Annotated in this window: 23 protein-coding genes; 16 read left to right on the top strand and 7 right to left on the bottom strand. The window is 61.8% G+C overall.

Annotation, left to right across the window (positions count from 1 at the left end; translation table 11 throughout):
- Positions 1-62: 62 nt before the first annotated feature.
- Positions 63-185 carry a hypothetical protein gene (locus tag AA098_RS29845; RefSeq protein WP_256544800.1) on the bottom strand — a complete coding sequence of 41 codons (123 nt, stop codon included), beginning with the start codon at positions 183-185 and terminating at the stop codon, positions 63-65.
- 296 nt (positions 186-481) lie between these two features.
- Here AA098_RS29845 and mgtA point away from each other — a divergent pair, with 296 nt between their 5' ends.
- Positions 482-3,196, top strand: a complete 2,715-nt coding sequence (gene mgtA / locus AA098_RS16655; protein ID WP_064614788.1) for a magnesium-translocating P-type ATPase — start codon at positions 482-484, stop codon at positions 3,194-3,196.
- Between the two features lie 21 nt (positions 3,197-3,217).
- A complete protein-coding gene (locus tag AA098_RS16650) occupies positions 3,218-3,595 on the top strand; it encodes a DUF2493 domain-containing protein (RefSeq protein WP_003254146.1) in 378 nt (125 codons plus the stop codon).
- Positions 3,596-3,695: 100 nt separating this feature from the next.
- Here the strand turns inward: AA098_RS16650 and AA098_RS16645 are convergent, their stop codons facing one another.
- The 4 genes from AA098_RS16645 to AA098_RS16630 form a co-directional block, all read right to left on the bottom strand.
- Positions 3,696-4,922 (bottom strand): MFS transporter, encoded by a 1,227-nt coding sequence (locus AA098_RS16645; protein WP_064614787.1) that lies wholly within the window; start codon positions 4,920-4,922, stop codon positions 3,696-3,698.
- Positions 4,923-5,214: 292 nt separating this feature from the next.
- Positions 5,215-6,090: a universal stress protein gene (locus tag AA098_RS16640; RefSeq protein WP_064615238.1), complete on the bottom strand. Its 876-nt coding sequence runs from the start codon at positions 6,088-6,090 to the stop codon at positions 5,215-5,217.
- A gap of 159 nt (positions 6,091-6,249) precedes the next feature.
- Positions 6,250-6,552: an AzlD family protein gene (locus AA098_RS16635; protein WP_029380584.1), complete on the bottom strand. Its 303-nt coding sequence runs from the start codon at positions 6,550-6,552 to the stop codon at positions 6,250-6,252.
- Positions 6,549-7,265, bottom strand: a complete 717-nt coding sequence (locus tag AA098_RS16630; RefSeq protein ID WP_064614786.1) for an AzlC family ABC transporter permease — start codon at positions 7,263-7,265, stop codon at positions 6,549-6,551. The genes AA098_RS16635 and AA098_RS16630 overlap by 4 nt, the downstream gene beginning before the upstream one ends.
- A 119-nt stretch (positions 7,266-7,384) precedes the next feature.
- Here AA098_RS16630 and AA098_RS16625 point away from each other — a divergent pair, with 119 nt between their 5' ends.
- Complete coding sequence (locus AA098_RS16625; RefSeq protein ID WP_004574219.1) at positions 7,385-7,849, top strand: Lrp/AsnC family transcriptional regulator; 465 nt, start codon at positions 7,385-7,387, stop codon at positions 7,847-7,849.
- Between the two features lie 93 nt (positions 7,850-7,942).
- On the opposite strand, the gene AA098_RS16620 is transcribed toward AA098_RS16625, so the two are convergent.
- Complete coding sequence (locus tag AA098_RS16620; protein ID WP_010953569.1) at positions 7,943-8,884, bottom strand: LysR family transcriptional regulator; 942 nt, start codon at positions 8,882-8,884, stop codon at positions 7,943-7,945.
- A 142-nt stretch (positions 8,885-9,026) separates the two neighbouring features.
- Here AA098_RS16620 and AA098_RS16615 point away from each other — a divergent pair, with 142 nt between their 5' ends.
- The 3 genes from AA098_RS16615 to AA098_RS16605 all read left to right on the top strand — a co-directional run bounded on the left by AA098_RS16615 (position 9,027) and on the right by AA098_RS16605 (position 12,481).
- Positions 9,027-10,169, top strand: coding sequence for an iron-containing alcohol dehydrogenase (locus AA098_RS16615; protein WP_064614785.1), 1,143 nt, complete (start codon positions 9,027-9,029; stop codon positions 10,167-10,169).
- Between the two features lie 44 nt (positions 10,170-10,213).
- A complete protein-coding gene (locus tag AA098_RS16610) occupies positions 10,214-11,557 on the top strand; it encodes an MFS transporter (protein WP_064614784.1) in 1,344 nt (447 codons plus the stop codon).
- 138 nt (positions 11,558-11,695) lie between these two features.
- Positions 11,696-12,481 (top strand): 2-keto-4-pentenoate hydratase, encoded by a 786-nt coding sequence (locus AA098_RS16605; protein WP_054889533.1) that lies wholly within the window; start codon positions 11,696-11,698, stop codon positions 12,479-12,481.
- Here AA098_RS16605 and AA098_RS16600 read toward each other — a convergent pair.
- On the bottom strand, positions 12,471-13,289 hold the full coding sequence (locus AA098_RS16600; protein WP_060546585.1) for a helix-turn-helix domain-containing protein: 819 nt from the start codon (positions 13,287-13,289) through the stop codon (positions 12,471-12,473). The genes AA098_RS16605 and AA098_RS16600 overlap by 11 nt on opposite strands.
- Positions 13,290-13,395: 106 nt before the next feature.
- Between AA098_RS16600 and AA098_RS16595 the strand changes: the two genes are divergently transcribed.
- The 10 genes from AA098_RS16595 to AA098_RS16550 all read left to right on the top strand — a co-directional run bounded on the left by AA098_RS16595 (position 13,396) and on the right by AA098_RS16550 (position 21,522).
- Positions 13,396-13,710 carry a hypothetical protein gene (locus tag AA098_RS16595; protein WP_064614783.1) on the top strand — a complete coding sequence of 105 codons (315 nt, stop codon included), beginning with the start codon at positions 13,396-13,398 and terminating at the stop codon, positions 13,708-13,710.
- Entirely contained in the window at positions 13,707-14,132 is a 426-nt protein-coding gene (locus AA098_RS16590; protein WP_064614782.1) for an MAPEG family protein, read from the top strand. The genes AA098_RS16595 and AA098_RS16590 overlap by 4 nt, the downstream gene beginning before the upstream one ends.
- Positions 14,133-14,203: 71 nt before the next feature.
- Positions 14,204-14,437 (top strand): hypothetical protein, encoded by a 234-nt coding sequence (locus tag AA098_RS16585; protein ID WP_014753437.1) that lies wholly within the window; start codon positions 14,204-14,206, stop codon positions 14,435-14,437.
- 316 nt (positions 14,438-14,753) lie between these two features.
- Entirely contained in the window at positions 14,754-15,785 is a 1,032-nt protein-coding gene (pstS, locus tag AA098_RS16580; protein WP_054889538.1) for a phosphate ABC transporter substrate-binding protein PstS, read from the top strand.
- 70 nt (positions 15,786-15,855) lie between these two features.
- On the top strand, positions 15,856-16,824 hold the full coding sequence (gene pstC / locus AA098_RS16575) for a phosphate ABC transporter permease subunit PstC (RefSeq protein WP_004574212.1): 969 nt from the start codon (positions 15,856-15,858) through the stop codon (positions 16,822-16,824).
- The gene (gene pstA, locus AA098_RS16570) at positions 16,821-17,714 is read left to right on the top strand and encodes a phosphate ABC transporter permease PstA (RefSeq protein WP_003254119.1); all 894 of its coding nucleotides are present in this window, start codon (positions 16,821-16,823) and stop codon (positions 17,712-17,714) included. Before pstC ends, pstA begins: the two co-directional genes overlap by 4 nt.
- A gap of 50 nt (positions 17,715-17,764) precedes the next feature.
- Positions 17,765-18,550 (top strand): phosphate ABC transporter ATP-binding protein PstB, encoded by a 786-nt coding sequence (gene pstB / locus AA098_RS16565; protein ID WP_003254117.1) that lies wholly within the window; start codon positions 17,765-17,767, stop codon positions 18,548-18,550.
- Between the two features lie 94 nt (positions 18,551-18,644).
- A complete protein-coding gene (locus AA098_RS16560; protein WP_004574211.1) occupies positions 18,645-19,343 on the top strand; it encodes a hypothetical protein in 699 nt (232 codons plus the stop codon).
- Positions 19,343-19,942: a hypothetical protein gene (locus tag AA098_RS16555; RefSeq protein WP_003254112.1), complete on the top strand. Its 600-nt coding sequence runs from the start codon at positions 19,343-19,345 to the stop codon at positions 19,940-19,942. Before AA098_RS16560 ends, AA098_RS16555 begins: the two co-directional genes overlap by 1 nt.
- Before the next feature lie 392 nt (positions 19,943-20,334).
- Positions 20,335-21,522: a porin gene (locus AA098_RS16550; protein WP_010953581.1), complete on the top strand. Its 1,188-nt coding sequence runs from the start codon at positions 20,335-20,337 to the stop codon at positions 21,520-21,522.
- Positions 21,523-21,630: the final 108 nt, after the last annotated feature.

The raw sequence follows: 21,630 nt of genomic DNA, 5'->3' as shown, positions 1-21,630 counted from the left end.
TGACTTGCCGCCGCCGGTGTTGGCCGGTTGGAGGCAAGCTCATGAACCTCACGTCATTCGTTTCACATCGCCAGCCTGCGTGCCTTGCGCCGCAGCAGGCCGGCGCCTGGCCGCGGCGTCTGCACGGCTACCTTGACCACCACCAGCCCCCCCCAAGTAGTTGCGGGGTGCTGGTGCGTGTTCATGCACGCTTGAGCCCCCGCACTTCTCACTGAATAAAAGATATTGAACGGTATCTTTGTGCTCGAACTTTTCACGTTAAAAGTTCGCGGGATAACTATTGCCCTGTGTTTATGAAAAGGAATCAAACCATGGATTGCGCGAGTAGAAAGTTCGCTGCCGACACAACTTCCGACTCTCGGCAGCGGACAGACAACTGTCGGAAAGAACCAGCATTATTCAGCGACCCGACATGCCTTCGTTCACCGCCTGAGTGAAACGTCTGTGTGTCGTGCCGCCGCAGCGGCAGGAGCACAGCAACATGACTGTCAAACACCGTAACACCTCATCGGCCAAGGCCGAACGCGAAACCCGCCTGTCCACCCGCGCCGCCCGTGAAGCGCGCAATGGCCTGGCGGTCACCCTCGCCAACCTCGATGCCAGCGAACAGGGCCTGACCGAGCACGAAGCCGCCAAGCGCCTGGCGCGCGATGGGGCCAACCAGGTTGCCCACGACCCGCAACCCCACGCCCTGGTGCAGCTGCTCAAGGCCCTGAACAACCCGTTCATCTATGTACTGCTGACCCTGGCCGGGATCAGCTTCGTCACCGACTACTGGCTGCCGGTCAGTGCAGGCGAAGCAGACGACGCCGACCTGACCAAGGTCATCATCATCATGACCATGGTCAGCCTCAGCAGCCTGCTGCGCTTCTGGCAGGAGTACCGCTCGAACAAGGCTGCCGACGCGCTCAAGGCAATGGTGCGCAGTACTGCCACGGTGTTGCGCCGCGAGCAGATCGGGCAAGCCCCGCGCCTGCGCGAAGTGCCCATGGACGAACTGGTGGCCGGCGACATCGTGCAGCTTTCTGCAGGTGACATGATTCCCGCCGATATCCGCCTGCTCGAAGCGCGTGACCTGTTTATCAGCCAGGCCGTGCTCACCGGCGAGGCGTTGCCGGTCGAAAAGTACGACACCTTGGGTAATGTCGCGCAGAAGTCCGCCGCCGAGCATGGCGTACATCAGGACAACCTGCTCGAGTTGCCGAACATCTGCTTCATGGGTACCAATGTGGTCAGTGGCCGCGCCCGCGCCGTGGTGGTCGCCACCGGCCGACGCACCTATTTTGGCTCGCTGGCCAAGGCCATTGCCGGCTCGCGCAGCCAGACCGCTTTTGACCGCGGCGTGAACAGCATCAGCAGCCTGCTGATCCGCTTCATGCTGGTGATGGTGCCGGTGGTGTTCATGATCAACGGTGTGGTGAAAGGCGACTGGGGTGATGCCTTCCTCTTCGCGCTTGCCGTGGCAGTGGGGCTGACCCCGGAAATGCTGCCGATGATCGTCAGCGCCAACCTGGCCAAGGGCGCCGTGGCCATGGCCCGGCGCAAGGTGGTGGTCAAACGCCTGAACGCCATCCAGAACCTGGGCTCCATGGACGTGCTGTGCACCGACAAGACCGGCACGCTCACCCAGGATCGGATCATCCTCGAGCGCCATGTGCGCTTCGACGGCCAAACCGACAAGCACATCCTTGAGCTGGCCTGGCTCAACAGCCATCACCAAAGCGGCATCCGCAACCTGATGGACCAGGCCGTGCTGCATTTCGCCGGCCAGGACCGCCAGTTCCAGGCGCCTTACGCCTACGCAAAGGTCGACGAACTGCCGTTCGACTTCATCCGCCGCCGCCTGTCAGTGGTGGTGAAGAATGCCTTGGGCGATCACCTGCTGGTAAGCAAAGGGGCGGTCGAGGAAATGCTCGCCATCGCCACCCATGTGCAGGAAGGCGACAAGGTGGTTGCCCTCGATCCGTGCCGCCGCCAGCAGCTTCTGGCCAGTGTCGATGCCTTCAACCAGGACGGCTTCCGCGTGCTGGTGGTTGCCACCCGGGAGATCCCGGCGGCCGAAGGCAAGGCGCAGTATCACACCGAAGATGAGCGCGATCTGGTCATCCAGGGCTTGCTGACCTTCCTCGACCCGCCCAAGGAAACGGCCGGCCCGGCCATCGCCGCCTTGCGCGACATGGGCGTGCAGGTAAAGGTACTGACCGGCGACAACCCGGTGGTCACGTCCAAGGTCTGCCGTGAAGTGGGCCTGGCGCCAGGCCAGCCGTTGCTCGGCCAGGACATCGAGGGCATGGACGACACCACCCTGAAGCTTCAGGTGGAGGAGCGCACCGTCTTCGCCAAGCTCACCCCGTTGCAGAAATCACGGGTGCTCAAGGCCCTGCAGGCCAATGGTCACACCGTGGGCTTCCTTGGCGACGGCATCAACGATGCCGCCGCCCTGCGCGATGCTGACGTCGGTATCTCGGTGGACAGCGGCACCGACATCGCCAAGGAATCGGCCGACATCATTTTGCTGGAAAAGAGCCTGATGGTGCTCGAGGAGGGCGTGCTCAAAGGCCGCGAAACCTTCGGCAACATCATGAAGTACCTGTGCATGACCGCCAGTTCCAATTTCGGCAACGTGTTCTCGGTCCTGGTGGCCAGTGCGTTCATTCCGTTCCTGCCGATGCTGGCGATCCACTTGTTGCTGCAAAACCTGATGTATGACTTTTCCCAGCTGTCGCTGCCCTGGGACCGCATGGACAAGGCGTTCCTCAGCAAGCCACGCAAATGGGATGCCCGCAACATCGGCCGCTTCATGTTGTGGATAGGTCCTACGTCGTCGATCTTCGACATCACCACGTTCGCCCTGATGTGGTACGTGTTCGCCGCCAACAGCGTCGAAATGCAGGCGTTGTTCCAGTCTGGCTGGTTCATCGAGGGCTTGCTGTCACAGACGCTGGTAGTGCACATGCTGCGCACTCGCAAGGTACCGTTCTTCCAGAGCACCGCTGCATTGCCGGTGGTATTGGCAACGGGGCTGGTCATGGCATTGGGTATCTACATCCCGTTCTCCCCGGTGGGCGCGATGGTTGGCCTGGTGCCGCTGCCGTGGGAGTACTTCCCTTGGCTGGCCGCCACCCTGCTGAGCTACTGCGTGGTCGCCCAGGCCATGAAGACCCTCTATATCCGCCGTTTCGGCCAGTGGTTCTGAGCGATGCAAGGAGAGCAGACCATGCGAGTACTGATTTGTGCAGGACGCAACTACGCCGACACCCGACGCTGCCGCCAGGCCCTGGACGACGTCCAGCGCCAGCGGCCGATCCGGGTGTTGATCCACGGTGGCAGCCAGTTTCTTGGAGGGGAAATCGAAAGCTGGGCGCGCGAGCATGGCGCCGATCTGGTGCGTTACCCGCCAAACTGGCAGCTGCACGGCAAGCAGGCCGAACGCTTGCGCAACCTGTTCATGCTCAATGACAGCCGCCCTGACCTGTTGCTTGCCTTGCCCGGTGGCGATGACACCGAGGAGCTGCTGGCCAGGGCCCGTGGCGCCGAGGTTCAGGTGATGTGCGCCAGGCAACCACGCCAGCCCGAGCGGGGCGATTGCAGCTAATGCAAGCGCCTGGGGCCGTACGGTACCTGCGGGCTTGTCCGCGAAGCAGGCGCCTCGGTTTCACGGCCTCAAGCTTTGCGCAGCCGCCCTGGGCGGCTGCTTAGCCTGGCTGCGCCGCCAGATCGTTACTGACGTTGCGCCCCAGCACCAGCACGGTCACAAAGCCACAGCCCACCAGCGCCGTGGCCAGGCTCAGCAGTACCGCAGTGCCCATATGGTCTACGACTTGCCCGCCTAAGAACGAGCCCACGGCAATGATCACCTGGAACAGGGCCACGAACAGCGGCATGCCACGTTCGACATCCTTGGGCGCCACGACAAACATCCAGATATTGGCACAGGCCGGGAACGCACCGAAGGCAAAGCCCCACAGCGCGATCAGCATGGCGGCGCCCGTCATGCCGGTGGCGAAGTGCGGGAACAGGGCGGTGCTGACTGCGATCATGAGCGCGACCAGCATCAGGGTATGCCGCACGCTGCGGTTGGCCGCAAAGCCGGCGAAGATGTTGCCCATGAAGCCGGCCACGCCATACAGCAGCAACAATGAACCGATCGTAGGCCCGTCAAAGCCGGCATTCTGTTTGAAGAACGGTGCGACGTAGGTATACGCCGCAAAGTGCGCCAGGCCGATCAGCAACACGGCGATCAAACCGACCCGTGCTTGCGGGTTGATGAACAACGCCGGCAGGTCGCGGATGCGGATGGCCTTTTCCGGCATCAGCCGCGGCAGCAGGAACACCTGTGCCAGCAGCACCGGTACGCCTACCAGTGCAGTGACCAGGAACGTCATGCGCCAGCCCATCAGGCCACTCAGCCAGGTGCCGACAGGCACGCCCACGACCGTCGCCAGGGTTACGCCCGCCATGATGATGGAGTTGGCTTTGGCTACGCCCATCCCGTCAGGTGCCAGGCGGCCGCTGAGGGCGATGGCTGTCGCCCAGAAGCCGCCGATACTGATACCCAGTAGCACACGGCCGACCAACAGCAGGTTGAAGTCGCCGGCGTAGGCCACGATGGCGTTGGCGATGATCATGATCAGCGTCAGGCCGATCAGCAGGTAGCGCCGGTCCAGCGCGCCGACGCCTACGGAAATCAACGGGGCGGCTAACGCAGCCATGATCCCTGGCAGGGTCACCATCAGGCCGGCAAGGCCTGCACTGATGCCCAGGTCGCTGGCCACATCGTTCAGCACCCCCACCGGGAGGAACTCACTGGTGACCAGGGCGAAAGCACCCACGGCTACCGAGAGGATTGCCAGCCATTGCTGGGTCACGCTTTGTTGGCTATGTTCGGGAAGGCCGCGAGGGGCCTGGCTGTTGCTTGGCATGGGTTAGGTTCCATGAGGGATCTCGCCTGTAGCAGGCGCAGGAGCGGGGGGATTTGCAGGGGATTGTAGAGGCGGCCTTGCCTGGCCGACAGGCAGGCCGCTCGATAGTAATCATCAGTGCAATCGATGAAACGTCTTGCGTAGAGCCGCTGCTCTCAGCAATGACGCCCCACTCGCGAATGCTGTGGGCGGGAGGAGCTCTTCCCAAGCCCGCACGTCAGCAGGCAAGGCCAGCCATGGTGGTTTGACCCAGATAGGCGCAACAGGCGGCAGTGCAGAACATTCATGCAGCCTAGGGTGTTACCAGCACATCACACTGCGATTCGTTCAATACATGCTTGGTGACGCTGCCCACCAGCAGTTCCTCCAGCGCGCTTGCCCCCTGCTTGCCGACCACGATCAGGTCGCACTCCAGCTCCTGTTCCTGCTCGGCAATGCGCCAGCCAGGGTCGCCGTGCACGAGGATCTGCCGTGCATCGGCCAGGCCGGCAGCCTCACTCAGCGCCGCGAGCTGTACTTGTGCATCCTTGCGGATGACATTGCGGTAGTGGGTGAGGGTGTCGTGGTCGAGATGGGCGAAGCGCACGCTGGCTTCGAACGGGGCTTCGTACACATGCAGCAGAATGATCTCTGCTTGCGGGGCAATGGCCTTGGCCAATTCGAGGGTGCGCAGTGAAACGGACGAAAAGTCGACTGGCACCAGCACGGTGCGGTAGGCATCACGAGGGGCCGGCTTGACCACTAGCAAAGGGCAGGGCATGCGGTTGAGCAGTTTCTGCACGGTCGAACCCAGCAGCAGGCGCCGCGCCACGCTCTGGCCCCTGGCCCCACACACCAGCAGGTCGCTGTGCTTGTCCTGCACCACCCGGTTGATCTCCGTGATCACCGAGCCGCTGGCGACCTGCACGCCAGCGGAGATACCGTAACGCTGGAACAGCAGTGCTGCCAGTGCGTGGGTTTTCTCGCCTGCGCAATCCAGTACGCGTTTCAACAGATCGTCATCAGGCGTCATCAACTGTTTGAGGCGCTCGAAGGGTGCCGGGTTGGCAACGTAGAGCAGGTCCAGCGAGGCCTGTTGCGCATCGCTCAGGTAGGCCGCCCGCTCAGCGGCGTTGCGGGCATGTGGGGAAAGGTCGGTGGCAACCAGTATGTGTTTCAGCGGGTTCATGTGGGGCTCCTTGGTCAAGGCGCGCACAGCGATCAAGCGGTAAACCTTGCGCACTGTGCACCTGTCGGTACTTGAGTCATTCCTTGCGTGCAGCCATCGTCGCGCGAACCCGGCGCGAGGGCTTGATTTGGGTCAATGGCGTGCAGGTGTAGCGGCAGGTCATGCCGGCAACAGCACGCGCAGCAACCCCGTCACGACAATGGCAAATACCACCACCGGCAACAGGGAAAACCGCGCAGCGGCGTACACGGTAAGCCCCAGAGCAATCAGGTCGGCCGGGTGCCCGGAAACGAACTTGGGCGCGATCACGGCAATCAGCACGCAGCCGGGCGCGGCGTTCAGCACCTGGGTCAGTTGCGGGCCCAGGGTGCGGTTGCGCAGCAGTAAAAAACCCAGTGCACGGGTCAGGTAGGTGACCACGGCCATGCCCACGATGGTGACCAGCGTAGCAACGTCAATCATGGCTTGGCCCACAAATAGGCGGTCACCAGGCCGGCTACAGTGCCCGCGAGCACGTACCAGCCACCGGGGATCAGCAGGTAGAACAGCGCTGCGGTGAACAGGCTGAATAACCATGGCAGGGCAGCGTGTACACCTTTCCACAGGCCTTTGAGCAGTACCAGAAAGACCGCGGCGAAGGCCATGTCGAAGCCATAGCTGCGCAGGTCCCCGAGCAATGGCCCGATCTGCGTGCCAAGGCTGGTGAAGGTGACCCAGGTGATCCAAAGGGATAGCGACACGCCCATGAAATAGCACAGGCTGAAGCCACCACGCTGGCGTGCATCGGCCAGGCCCATGGCCCAACTCTCGTCACACATGAAGAACAGCGCTCCTAATGCCTTGGGCAACGGCAGGTGGCTCAAGCAAGGCGCCAGCGTCGCGCCCATCAGCAGGTGGCGGCTGTTGATCAGCAGGGTCATGGCAACAATCACAAGGATTGCTGGCGGTGAGGTCCACAGCTCGATTGCGGCCAACTCCCCGCCACCGAAGTTGAGGCCAGTCATCAGTGCCACTGCGCCGGCTGTCAATTGCTGCTGGGAAGCTTGCGCACCGAGTACCAGGGCAAAGGGGATGAACCCAAGCAATACCGGCAGGGCGGCAACGGCGCCACGGCGCAGTTCGGTGTGCGGCGTGGTGGCGGGTGGGTCGTTCAGTACAGGTTCAAGGGCATTCATGGTCACCTCCAATGGAGGCAAATTATTCCAACTAACGACTGAAATTGGCTTGCGCAGTTGCGCTGATGGGCAGAGAATTTGGCATTTGCTACCGACAATATCGAAAAATAGGTTTTTCAATGCCAATCAAGCTAGATGCCATCGACCGCCGTATCCTCCGGGCGCTGCAGCGCGACGGCAGGTTGCAGAACCAGGAGCTGGCCAAACAGGTTGGCTTGTCTGCCTCGCCGTGCCTGCGCCGGGTACGCCTGTTGGAGGAGGCTGGGGTGATCGAGCGTTATGTGGCGCTGCTGGACCCGGCCAAGGTCTCGCTAGGCCTGACCCTGTTTGTGAGGGTATGGCTCAAGCGTCAGGACCAGGAAACCACGGACGCATTTGTCGAGGCTGTGCGCCAGTTGCCCGAAGTGGTGGAGTGCCATGTGATGGCGGGCGATTGTGATTTGATGCTACGGGTGGTGGCAGCAGACCTGGAGGCCTATCGACGCTTCCAGGTGGCGCACCTGACCAGCCTGAGCGTGGTCCAGAACGTGAAGACCGAAGTCCCGATGGAAAAAATCAAGCTGACCACCGAACTGCCGGTGTAGCTGCAAGGCTGATGACTCAGGGCTGCCTCATCACCGTCTTGACCCTTAGCCTTTCGGCCTGGACTTCCCAGTGGCTTCTGCCAGGAAACCGCATTAACTGTCGCAGCGCTGTCGGCCCTGCAACAGCAGCAGTTCGGTGAGCGTGTCCATGGCCGGTGTTGCCTGGCTGCCTTTACGGGTCACCAACTCGTAGGGGTCGCTGACCGAGCCCATGCTCAAGGGCAGTATGCTGACCTGTTGATTCATTGCACATTGCCGGGCCACGTCGATCGACACCAGCGCAACGAAGTCAGGACGGTTTTGCAACAGCGACAAGGTCGCCAGGATCGAAGTGGTTTCAACCAGGTGCAGCGGGAAGCGCAGCCCGGCATCGTGAAATTCGCGCTCCAGTTGCACGCGCATGGGCATGTTGGCCCGGTAGACGATCCAGCGGCTCTCGGCCAGGTCGGCAAGGCTCAGGCTTGGCGCATGCTTGAGCGGGTGGTCGATGTTGGCGATGACCGCCAGTGTCTCATCCTGGACAAAGGTGCTGGCGAACAGCTGCGGCGTATTGCTGACACTGGTGCGGCACAGGGCGATGTCCAGGCGGCCGCTCTCGATCTGCGTCAGCAGCGACTGGCTGGTGTCTTCGATGATTTCGAATGACATTTGTGGCTGGATGCTGGCCAGCTGTGACACCGCCTTCATCAGCAACGGCACCGCGCCCATGATCGCCCCCACAGCCAGCCGGCCGCCGACCCCACGCAGGATCGCATCCAGATCGTGCCGCAGGTTGGCGATATCGGTCTGCAACAGGCGTGCGTAGCGGATGGCGCAGTGTCCGGCGGCCGTGGGCTCCAGGCCTCGGTTGGTGCGGTTGAACAGCACAGTGCCGAAGGTGGTTTCGATTTCCTGCAAGGCCTTGCTGGCACCAGGCTGGGTAAGCCCGACGCTGCTTGCTGCACCGAGCAGCGAGCGGTGCTCGTCCAACTCGATCAACAAGCGCAGGTGGCGGGCGTGCAGGCGGGACATGATCGAATTGAGCGATGGGGTCATCTGGTATTCGTCCTGGTTATACCGATATGGATTGTTCTCAATACCATGGCCAGCCGCGCATTCCTATACTGGCGCTGCACAGTGTCGCATCCAGTGCGGCTGAAACGCCCAGAACAATAAAGCCAGGAGCCTGCCAAGCCTTATGTCCCTGATCAACTACATCACCCAGATCCAATTCGATATCGGTGCCATTGCCTGCCTGCCCGCCGAATGTGAGCGCATTGGTATAACCAGGCCTTTGATCGTGACCGACCGTGGCGTGCGTGCCGCCGGTATCGTCGATACGGCGTTGAACACCTTCGGCAGCACCACCGCACAACTGCCGATCTACGACGGTACGCCACCCAATCCCAACGAGCATGCCGTGCGTGAGGCTGTGGCCATGTTCAAGGCATATGGCTGTGATGGCATCATCGCCATTGGCGGTGGCTCGGCAATTGACCTGGCCAAGGGGGTGGCTGTGTGTGCCCGGCACGACGGCCCGTTGAAGGGCTTTGCGGTGATCGAGGGCGGCCTGGCCCGGATCACCCCGGCAACCGCGCCGGTGATTGCGGTGCCGACCACGGCCGGCACGGGGAGCGAGGTCGGGCGCGGTGCCATCCTTATACTCGATGACGGGCGCAAGGTTGGGGTGATCTCGCCCCATGTGGTGCCCAAGGCCGCCATCTGTGACCCGGCATTGACCCTCGGGCTGCCGGCACAACTCACGGCTGCCACCGGCATGGACGCGATTGCCCACTGCCTGGAAACCTTCATGGCACCTGCGTTCAACCCGCCTGCCGACGGCATTGCCCTGGACGGCCTGTGGCGGGCCTGGCGCTTCATCGAACGAGCCACCCGCGCGCCGGGCAACCTGGACGGGCGCATCAACATGATGAGCGCATCGCTGCAAGGTGCGCTGGCCTTCCAGAAAGGCCTGGGCTGCGTGCACAGCCTTAGCCACGCGCTGGGCGGGATCAACCCGCGCCTGCACCACGGCACCCTCAATGCGATCTTCCTGCCTGCCGTCATCCGCTTCAACCGCACGGCCGAAACGGTGGTGAGTGAACACAAGATGCAACGCATCGCCCAGGCGATGGGGCTGGCCGATGACAGCCAGATCGAAGATGCCATTCGCGACATGACCCGTACGCTGGGCCTGCCGACCGGCCTTGGCGAACTGGATGTCAACCCGGACCTGTTCCCGCGCATCGTCCAGGGTGCGTTGGCCGATCACAGCCACCGCACCAACCCACGTGAGGCATCTGCCGAGGACTACCAGTGGCTGCTTGAAGCGTCCATGTAAGCCGTTACCTGCTGTTCAACCAATAACAACAAAAGTGAACGCCCATGAATACCAAATATGCGCAACCCGGGCTTGCCCGCGAACCTGAAGCGGTCGCCAGCTCGAACCCGTTCAGAAAGTACCAGGTCATCACCGTCAGCCTGTTGCTGGTGATCGGCATCATCAACTACGTCGACCGCAGTGCGCTGTCGATTGCCAATACGTCCATCCAGCGCGACATGGGCATCACGCCGTCACAGATGGGCATTCTGCTGTCGGCGTTTTCCCTGGCGTATGCCTTTTCGCAACTGCCCTTGGGCATGATCATCGACCGCCTGGGCAGCAAGATTTCGCTGGGGGCGGCCCTGCTGGGCTGGTCGGTGGCACAGACGGCTTCTGGCCTGATCAACAGTTTTTCTGCATTCATCGGGCTCAGGGTGGTGCTGGGGATCGGCGAGGCGCCGATGTTCCCGTCGGCGGCCAAGGCGCTGGCGGAGTGGTTCGAGGCCGAGAAGCGGGGGACGCCGACCGGCATCGTGCTGTCATCGACCTGCATCGGGCCGTGTCTGGCGCCGCCGTTGCTGACGCTGCTGATGGTCACCTGGGGCTGGCGCGGCATGTTCATCGTCACCGGAGTGTTCGGCATTCTGGTTGCCGCCTGCTGGTTCGCCTTCTACAAAAGCAAGGCGCGGTACCTGGCCGAACTGCCTGCCGAGGCGCGTGAGCAACTGCTGGCGGCCCAGGCGCATAAACAGGCGGTGCCAAGCGCCAGGCCCAGTGTGCAGGCACAACTGGCGGCGTGGGCCGAACTGTTCCGCCACAAGAGCACCTGGGGCGCAGTATTGGGCTTCATGGGGGTGATCTACATGCTGTGGCTGCACCTGACCTGGCTGCCAGGCTACTTCGAGCGCGAGCATGGCTTGAGCCTGTACCAGACCGCCTGGGTGGTTTCACTGGCCTATGTGTTCGGCGCGTTGGGCACCATTGTTGCGGGCCGCATCTGCGACCGCCTGGTGAAGCACGGTGCCAGTGTGCTGGGTAGCCGCAAGCGGGTTGTCGTGACTGCGTTGTTCGCGGCGGCCGCATTCACCGTTCCCCTGTCGTTCGGTAGCGGCTTTCTGCTCAGCGTGGCGCTGCTGTGTTGCGCGCTGTTCAGCGTGAACATGGCCAGCTCTACCGCATGGATGATCGCCAACACCGTGGTCGATAGCCAGCGCGTGGCCTCGTTTGGCTCGATCCAGAACTTCGGCGGCTACCTGGCAGGCTCTGTGGCGCCCATCGTGACCGGGTTCAGCATTCAGCAGACCGGGTCCTTCGCTTCGGCATTCATGATCAGTGCCGCCGTGGCCGCGGTTGCTGCGATGGCTTATGTGTTGTTGTTGAAGCAGCCGGTTTCCACTGATTGCTGAGCATGCACCTGCAGGCGGATTTCATAAGGTAGTTCAATAACAATTTGTGATGATTGGCATCATGACAATATATTTATCATTATCAATTTCAGGTCATAGCATCTGTTGCCTGCCATCGCCTATCTCAATGAGGTCTTGATGAACCGTTCGCTTTTCGTACACCAACGCACTGCAGCCTTGCTACTGCAACACTGGCGCAGCGGTGACCTGCTGACGGAACTGCCCGCCAGCCTCAAGCCCGAGACATTGAAACAAGGCTATGACAGCCAGGACCAGTTGTTTGCTGCTGCCGCAGGCCAGCGCGCCGGGTGGAAGCTGGGCGTCGGCAGCCCGGCTGGCATGCGTGCAGGCAAGTTGTCGCGGCCCTTGATTGGCCAACTGGAAGCGGGGCGTTGCCATGCCGATGGCGCACATATCCCGCTGCCAGCGGTTACGCCGGTGACCATCGAATGCGAAATTGCCTTCGTGCTGGACCGGGATATTCCTCCGCAAGCCGGGCGCGTACCGGTGAGTGAGGATATTCGCGCCACGTGCGTCACCTTTGAAGTGGTGCGTTCGCGCTTTGTCGACCGCAAGGCTGTCGGCTGGCCAAGTTTTGTGGCTGACAACGTGGGGTTTGAAGCATTGGTGGTCGGCAATAGCCTGGGCGCCGGTATCAATGTGCCGTTGCTCGCCGACCTGGCCGAAACCACCGAGGTGCATGTGGATGGTCAACGGCGCGCCGGCGGCTTGTCTGGCGATGCGGCGACCGACCCGCTGGTGTCGCTGGCTCACCTGTACGCGCACGCTGCCGAGCGTGGCCAGACCTTGAAGGCCGGGGATATCGTGACCACCGGGGCCATGTGCCAGCCGTTCGACCTGCATGAAACAGGCCACCAGGTCAGCGCCAGGTTCCTTGGCCAGACCCTGACGTTCACGCTGTAACGGCCGACCATTGCTCGAACGCTGCCAGCATTCTTTGCCGGGTCTGTGGGTCGGCGGGGATCAGGTGTTCGATGCGCAGTGACTGCACGGTGACATCCTGCGGCATGCCAAAGGTGGTGAACGTGGACAGGAACCGCAACTCGCCATACGGGGTGTTCACGCGGGTCAGCAGCAGAGGGGGGGCTGTCGTCATCTGGCACGGGCTTGCCGGTGCCGGCAAGTCGCGCAAGCGCGCTGCCAGTGCCGGATTGCCTGCGGCCTCCCTGGAGGCACGTTGCCAGGCTGCAGCGCGGATTTCCGGCGCGTTGGCCAGGTGATCACCCAGACCACCGGGGCACAGCAATGTCTGCAGCAGGTTGAGGCCGGTTGCCGGCTGTGCGCTGACACCGGCCATCGCCAGCAGCAGCCCGGTACTGGCGTTGGCGGCGATGACGTCCCAGTGGCTGTCGATGACGATCGCCGGAGCGGGGTTGTTCACCTGCAGAATATGCTCGATGGCAGTATTCACCAAGGCCAGTTCAGGCGCATCGAGTGGCGTGGCGGCGTAGCGGGGCGCGTATCCTGCAGCAACGAACACTTCGTTGCACCGCTGCAGCGGCGCATCCAGGGCCGAGAGGAGGGCATGCAACGTGCCTGGGCTGGCTTTGGCGCGTCCTGTTTCCACACAGCTCAGATGACGCTGCGACAGCCCCGTCAGCAGCGCCAGCTCCAGCTGGCTGAGGTTGGCCTGACGGCGCAGTTCGCGAAGATGCTGGCCCGCTGAGATGTGCGGGGCAGGGGTGCTGCGATGGAACAGATGCTGATTCATACGTTGCCCTGATCGTCCTTGAGTGCAATGTCCATGACCTCACGGGTCATTGAGTGCAAGCAACCCTATCACTACTGTGCCGGCAAACCCTATCAAGGAGAGCTATATGGGCTTGCGTATCTGCGCGCTGGCAATACTGCTGCTGTTTTCGCTGTATACCGGCTGGACCATGCTGATTGCCGAGCAATCGCTGCTGGCGTTCGGGCTGGCACTGCTGGCGCGGCCGGACACGGCCCAGGTGGTCATCGACCTGTACCTGATGGCCGGGCTGGCCGGTTGCTGGATGGTGAGAGACAACCGCATGCGCGGCAGCGCCGGGATCGCGGTGCTGCCTTACCTGCTGCTGACCGTCGTGTTCGTTTCGCTGGGGCCGTTGCTGTACCTGGTGATCAGAGGCGTTGCCGAGGGGCGCCAGCCATGAGCAGTGCCTTGCAGGTTTATGCGCTGTGTGTGGTGGTGCTGTTCCTCAAGATGTTCCTGGTTTCCTGCTATCAGGGCTATCACCGCTTGCGCTTCGTCGCGTTCACCAACCCGGAGGACGCTGCCGTGTTCAGGCGCATCGCCCAGGCCGCAGAACGCCCGCAGGTGATACGGGCTGCCAAGGTTTGGGCCAACGACCTGGAGAACATTCCCCTGTTCTTTGCCCTCGGCGGGCTGGCTGTTGCGCTGGAAGCCGCCACGCTACCGGTGCTGTGGCTGAGTGTGGTGTTCACGGTTGCCAGGGTCCTGCACACGCTGGCCTACCTGCGGGGTTTGCAGCCTTGGAGAACGTTGTTCTATGGCATCGGGGTCATTTGCCTGCTGGGATTCTGCTTACTCATCACCGCGAGAATAGGCGGCTGAACCAAAATATTGCATGAGTCATCTTGATGCTTTCACATAGCAGTACTAATACTTAAGCACTGCCGAAGGGGATGATCATGCAGACACGCTTCGTTGTGGTTCCCGCAGTGCCACTCAAGAAAGAGGCTTATCCTCGGCGGCTTGGCTTTCCCGCCGCACTGGGGGAGGGTTACGACCTCTACGACACCCAGGACAAGATGCGTCTGAGCCTGAACTTTTCCACCCGTGCCCAAGCCGAGTTCGAATGTGCATGCCGCAACCGCTGTGCGGATGCCGGTGATGCAGGTCTTGCCGGCATCGGTTGATCGCCTGCAGTGGCCAGGTTCTTGTTCCTGGTGCTGCGTTACAGGGTCTTCGCGCTTGCCGGTTTGCCTGAACGGTTGAAACCCTGCGCGTCTAAAAAGTGCCGGCTAATGGGCGAGCGGTGCTTTGGCCTCGTACGGCCGTCATCCAATCGGCACATTCAAGCGTTAGCGTTGAGGCCGGAGCCGTTTCAGGGTTCCAGCTCGGCGCCTGATGGCACAGTCAATAAGCTCTACCGCGCGGCCTGCCATTCAATAGTCACAAAGTTGTAACACAGCTGATGCAAAGTGTGCCGGCCATCACATGGAGCACATTTTGATGAAACGCCTGATGAAGTCTGCTGCACTCGCCGTTGCCGTTTCCCTTTGCGCCACCTCGGCAGCCTTTGCTGCAGAAAACGTTCGGTTGACCGGTTCGGGCGCCAGCTTCCCTGCACCGATCTACCTGACCTGGTTCAAGGACTTCAGCAAGAACACGGCTGGCGTCACCGTCGATTACCAGTCCAAGGGCAGCGGCGCGGGCGTTCAGGACTTCCTGAACAAGACCGTCGACTTCGCCGCCAGCGACTCGGCCATGAGCGAAGCAGACATTGCCAAGGTTGGCGAAGGCGTGCAGTTGCTGCCAATGACCGCCGGTGAAATCGTCCTGGCTTACAACCTGCCGGGTAACCCTAAAGGGCTGAAGCTGCCGCGCGACGTCTACTCCAATATCTTCCTCGGCAAGATCACCCAGTGGAACGACCCGCAAATCGTGGCGGCCAACCCTGACCTGAAGCTGCCTGCCACCCCGATCACCGTGGTCGTGCGTGCCGACTCCAGCGGCACCACTGCCGTCTTCACCAAGCACCTGTCGGCCATCAACGCTGACTTCAAGCAAGGGCTGGGCGAAGGCAACACCGTCAACTGGCCGGCCACCGACAAGTTCATCAAGTCGCCGAAGAACGACGGCGTAACCGCCACCGTCCGCCAGACCCCGGGCGCCATCGGCTACATCGAGTACGGCTTCGCCAAGCTGGCCAAGGTCGACTTCGCCATGTTGCAGAACAAGGCTGGCCAATACGTCGTGCCGAATGCCGAGAGCGGTGCCGAAGCACTGGCTGCGGTGAACATGCCGGAAAACCTGGTGGCCTGGCTGCCTGACCCGGACGGTGCCAAGTCCTACCCGATCACTTCCTATACCTGGATGATTTTCCGCAAGGACAACGGCAACCCGGAAAAAGCCAAGGCCATGCGTGAAATGGTCGAGTACAGCCTGACCAAAGGCCAGACCATCGCCGACTCGATGGGGTACATCCCGCTGCCGCCGTCGGTAGTCGACCAGGTGCGTAAAGCGTCCGCCAACATCCAGTAATACCCAGGCGCTCCCGGTATCGGCATGAAGCCATGCCGGGGGTGTTTGTCCCTTGTCCCGGAACTCGCCAATGAACACTCCTTTTGCCATACCGGATAACCCCGACTCCGCGTGCCAGCCACCGTCTGCGAAAGACTTTCTGGTCGATCGCACCTTCCGTGCGCTTGCGCGCATTGGCGTGGTGCTGGTGCTGGCGCTGGTCTTCGCGCTGGTCTACGAAGTGGGCCGCAAGGCACTGCCCGGCATTGAAAAGCACGGTTTTGACGTGTTGTTCGGCAGCGTCTGGGACGTTAACCAAGGCAAGTACGGTATTCTGCCAGCGATCTGGGGGACGCTGTACAGCGCCTTGATCGCCCTGTTGATCGCCGGTTTCTTCGGCGTCAGCATGGCCATTTTCCTGACCCAGGATTTCCTTCCGGCCAAGCTTGCCGCGGTGTTTCGCACCATCGTCGAGTTGCTCGCCGCCATCCCCAGCGTGGTGTACGGCCTGTGGGGCATCTATGTGGTCATCCCGGCGATTCGCCCGCTGACCGCCTGGCTGAACAGCGAGCTGGGCTGGATCCCGTTTTTCGGCACTTCCCTGAGTGGCCCAGGCCTGCTGCCTGCGGCGTTGGTACTGGCGATCATGATCCTGCCGACCATCGCGGCGGTTTCCCAGGATGCGCTGACCAGCGTACCGATGAAAACCAAGCAGGCTGCCTACGGCATGGGTACCACCCACTGGGAAGCCATCCTCAAGGTGATGGTGCCCTCGGCGGCTACCGGCATCTTCGGCTCGTTGGTGCTCGGCCTGGGCCGTGCACTCGGCGAAACCATGGCGCTGGCCATGCTGGTCGGCAACGCCAACACCATTTCCCTGTCCTTGTTCGCACCGGCCAACACCCTGGCGGCGCTGCTGGCGCTGAACTTCCCGGAAGCCGGCCCGAACGAGGTCGAAGTGCTGATGTACGCGGCACTGGTACTGATGTTCATCACCCTGCTGGTGAACGTCCTCGGCTCGATGATCATGCTCTACGCCCAGCGGGGTAACAAACAATGACTGACCTGACGACCCCTGTTGCCGCGCTGCCCAGCCTGCAGCGCAAGCTGGAAGGCCGCGCCCTGCGCAGCCTGGTATTGACCACCCTGGCATGGTTCGCGGCACTGGTGGCCAGCGTGCCGCTGATTTCCGTGCTGTACATGCTGATCACTCGCGGCGGGGCACGCCTTAACCTGGAAGTGTTCACCGAGCTGCCGCCGACCGGCTTCGAGATGGGCGGTGGTTTCGGTAACGCCATGGCCGGTACCTTCGTCATGGTCGGCATTGCCGCCGCCATCGCTGTGCCGGTCGGTATCCTGGCAGCGGTGTTCCTGGCCGAGCTCGGCCCGGACAGCAAGCTGGCCAATGCCGCGCGCTTTGCCGCCAAGATGCTCACTGGCCTGCCCTCGATCCTGGCAGGGGTGTTTGCCTACGCCCTGGTGGTGATGACCACCGGTACCTACTCGGCACCGGCAGGCGGCGTGGCGCTGGCGGTATTGATGCTGCCGATCGTGGTGCTCACCGCTGAAGAGTCGATGAAGATGGTGCCCAAGATCATGAAGGATGCTGCCTACGGCATGGGCTGCACCCGTGCCCAGGTCATCTGGAAGATCGTGCTGCCTACCGGCCTGCCGGCCATCCTCACCGGCGTCATGCTGGCCGTGGCCCGCGCCGCTGGCGAAACCGCGCCACTGCTGTTCACCGCGTTGTTCAGCAACTACTGGATCTACCACGACGGCGACCTGGCGGTGATGAACCCCACAGCCTCGCTTGCGGTACTGATCTACAACTTCTCCGGCATGCCGTTCGACAACCAGCTGGAGCTCGCCTGGGCGGCCTCGCTGGTGCTGGTAATGATCGTGCTGGTCATCAACATTTTGAGCCGAGTCTTCGGCAAGCCCAAGTATTGAGAAAGGGAGCATCCAACTTGAACGTATCCACTGCGCAAAGAGCCGCTCCCATGGTCAGCGAAGCCCCCATCGTCATGGACTGCAAGCTCGACAAGATTTTTTACGGTAACTTCATGGCCGTGCGTGACAGCCATGTGCCGATCAGGAAAAACGAGATCACCGGTTTCATCGGCCCTTCGGGCTGCGGCAAGAGTACCGTGCTGCGTAGCTTGAACCGTATGAATGACCTGGTGAAGGGCTTCCGTTTCGAAGGCCATGTGCACTTTCTTGGGCAGGATGTCTACGGCAAGGGCGTCGACCCTGTTGTAGTGCGCCGCTATATCGGCATGGTGTTCCAGCAGCCCAACCCGTTCTCGATGAGCATCTTCGACAATGTGGCCTTCGGCCTGCGCCTGAACCGCTACAAAGGCGACTTGGGCGATCGCGTGAAGCACGCCTTGCAAGGCGCCGCGCTGTGGGACGAAGTGAAGGACAAGCTCAAGGTCAGCGGGCTGTCACTGTCCGGTGGCCAGCAGCAGCGCCTGTGCATCGCCCGTGCCATCGCCACCGAGCCGGAAGTGCTGTTGCTGGACGAGCCCTGCTCGGCACTCGACCCGATTGCCACCCGCCGCGTGGAGGAACTGATGGTCGAGCTGAAAAAGGACTACACCATCGCCCTGGTGACCCATAACATGCAGCAGGCGATTCGTGTGGCCGACACCACCGCGTTCTTCTCGGTGGATATTTCCCAGGGCACCCGCACCGGCTACCTGGTCGAGATGGGCCCGACCGCGCAGATTTTCCAGAACCCGCGTGAGCAGCTGACCAGCGACTACATCAGCGGCAAGTTCAGCTAAGCCATACAAGCTCAAGGTGGGCGGGTGTTGCAGCCAGGAAGGTTGCAACACCCGGCCGCGTTACCTTCCGTTAAAGTGTTACCCGGGATTACCAATGCGAGCGACGCGTCGTCTTGATCTGTCAGCGGTAGAGCGCGCACTGCGCGAGGTGCAGGGCCGTTTTGCCGAACTCAGCCAGCATTTCACCGAACCGCGGGACCCGTTTACCGACGAGGTGCTGCTGAATGTGGTTGAAGGCTATGCGCTGATTGACGACTATGTCGCTCGCGGTATCGACCTGTTCGACCTGCAACAGCTGAACCTGATGCTGGAAATCAATGCCACCGTGCTATGCGGCAGCGATCCGGCCCGTCGCCTGGAATTCGCCCCGCACCTTGCGGCAACCGAAGCGCACTTTTTCAACAACGTGGAAGGTGGCATCAAGGATTTGTACAACTGGTACTGCGCGTACCGCAGCGATTCCATCTGGAAGCGGGCAGCGGGTGTGTATGTACGGATCCTCAGCAAGCCGCAGCTGTTCATCGAAGGCAACAACCGCACGGGTTCGCTTATTGTCAGCTATCTGCTGATGCGTGCCGGGCTGCCGCCATTCGTGCTGTCGCTGGACAACGCCGAGGGTTACTTCAACCCGTCCTCGGTCATACGCAACTCCGCCAAACACGGTGTCAAGGCTTTGTACGAACTCCCCAAGATCAAGAAAAAGTACGCCGCGTTCCTGGAAGCGAAGGCGCCTGAGCCCGGCAAGTTCTTCCTGAACGGCACGCCCGTGCCTGCCTGTGAGGGGAGCCGCTGATGCAAGGTTCATCCCTGTTCGCACGAGGGCGGCAAGCCATCGAACGCAAGCTCAAGCGTGGCCAGGTACGCATTTCGTTCGATATCGACGACACGCTGGCCTGCCTGCCCGAACACGCCGCCGCCGAGGACAGCAAGCTGCCGGGTTTCGTCCATCGCTGGCTGGGTGAGCCCCTGCGCAGCGGCACCCGCGAACTGATCCGCGACCTGCGCCGCCAGGGCTGCAGCATCTGGATCTACACCTCCTCGGGGCGTACCCCGGCTTACATCCGCCGCTGGCTGATGCTTTACGGCATTCATGTCGATGGCGTGGTCAACAGCGATCGGCACCAGCACATCCTGGCCCAGAACGGGCTGGAAAACTCACCCTCCAAGCTGCCTTCGGCTTTTGATATCGATCTGCACGTAGATGATTCCGAAGGTGTGCGCCTGGAAGGTGTCGACCACGGTTTCCGCGTGGTGGTGGTGTGCCCGAAGGATGAGCACTGGGCGCAGAAGGTGAAGGACGCGGTGGTGGATGTGCAGGCACGGCTGGCCTGGCAGCAACCGCACCGTTATGAAATGCCCGCTTGCCAGCGTTCGCAGGCACTGGCTTCCTGAACGGACGCAATGCCAGCGACCGCGTAGCATCCTTCGCGGGTAAACCCGCTCCCACAGGACGCTCGCAACCTTAGGGTCTTGCACGGCATCTGTAGGAGCGGCTTTAGCCGCGAACACCGGCAATGCCGGTGCCATCCCCCGCGCATCTTCAACACAGCCACGCCTGCAATTGACCGTACTAACCCGCTCATGCAGTGGTACTGATACCTGCCTGCCACTCATGTCTAAGTCCTAAGTCTCGAACCCAGACCCAAGCAGGTACCGGGACCAAATCACCGGGCCACACCCTCCCGCCCCAAAGCACTCGCCACCCCACGCCAAAGCAGCGTTTCTGGCAATTTGCCCACTTCTGATAATCGCCTCCGACATCCCGTCCCCGTTTGGAGCGCGCCATGCACAACAACAATAAGCACCTGCCGCCTCGTTTTCTCGCAGCCGCCATCGCCAGCTTTTCCGCGCTTGGCCTGAGCAGCGTCGCCGAAGCCGAGATCATGCTGTACGACAAGGACCAGACGACGTTCTCTACCGATGGTTATATCAATGCCTTCTACGTCAACAGCGAGGTCGACCGTGAGGGCGAGCAGTTTGACCGCCGCCAGTCGCGGGTGAAGATGGGCTTCTTGCCCAACTACCTTGGCTTCAACATGGGCAAGCAGGTGGATGACCTGAAGCTCGGCGCGCGTGCCTCGTTCTGGGTAACCATCAACGACAGTGAAACCAACGGCACCGACACCGCCATCGACGTGCGCCAGTTTTACGGCACGGTGGCCAACCCCGAGTGGGGCGAGGTGCTGATCGGCAAGGACTTCGGGCTGTTCGCCCGCTCCAACATCCTGCTCGACGAACTGCTGGCCGGCTATGGCCAGGTCAGCGACACCCTGGGGCTGGTGGACGGCGGCGGAGTGTCGTTCGGCAACATTGGCAGCGGTTACCCATACCCGTTCCCTACCTCACAGATCACCTACCGTACGCCCGTGATGGAGGGCCTGCGGGTGGCGGTGGGCATCATGGACCCGGTGGACACCAACGACAGCAGCCCGACCGGAAAGGCCTACCAGGAAAACCCACGCACCGAGAGCGAGATCACCTACCAGTTCGACCTGGGTGGGGCGCAGATCTACAGCTGGGTCAACGGCAGTTACCAGACCTCGGACAATACTGACTCCACGGTAGAAACGATCACTTCCAAGGGGGTGGGTTACGGGGTGCAGGCAAAGATGGGCGGCTGGTCGCTGACCGGCTCGGGGTTCCAGGCCAAAGGCATCAACCCGTTCTTCACCAACAATGCCGGCGAACCGGTTTTGCGCAATGTCGACAGTGATGGCTACCTGCTGCAGGGCTCGTACAAGTTCGGCAAGAACCGCGTGGCGCTGTCCTATGGCAAGACTAAGGACGATGGCAACGGTGCGGTTGGCAGCGGCGCGGACTACGAGACCCGGGGTGTAGCGCTGTTCCATGACATTAACGACAACCTGAAACTGGTGGCCGAGTACAACCAGTTTTCCATCGACGGGCATGACACCAGTGCGCAGAACGAAGACACCGATACCTTTGCGGTGGGCGCGGTGTTGACCTGGTAAGCGGCCGGGGCCGCAAGGCGGCCCCGAATGACACGGTCTTTTACGCCCATGGAACCGCCCACCCGCTACCCAAGTAGCATTCGTCACCCACCACCACCTCCTTAAACT

The sequence above is a fragment of the Pseudomonas sp. JY-Q genome (assembly GCF_001655295.1).
Lineage (GTDB): Bacteria > Pseudomonadota > Gammaproteobacteria > Pseudomonadales > Pseudomonadaceae > Aquipseudomonas > Aquipseudomonas alloputida.
The sequence above is the reverse complement of the archived record's forward strand: the minus strand, read 5'-3'. Positions and strand labels throughout refer to the sequence as shown.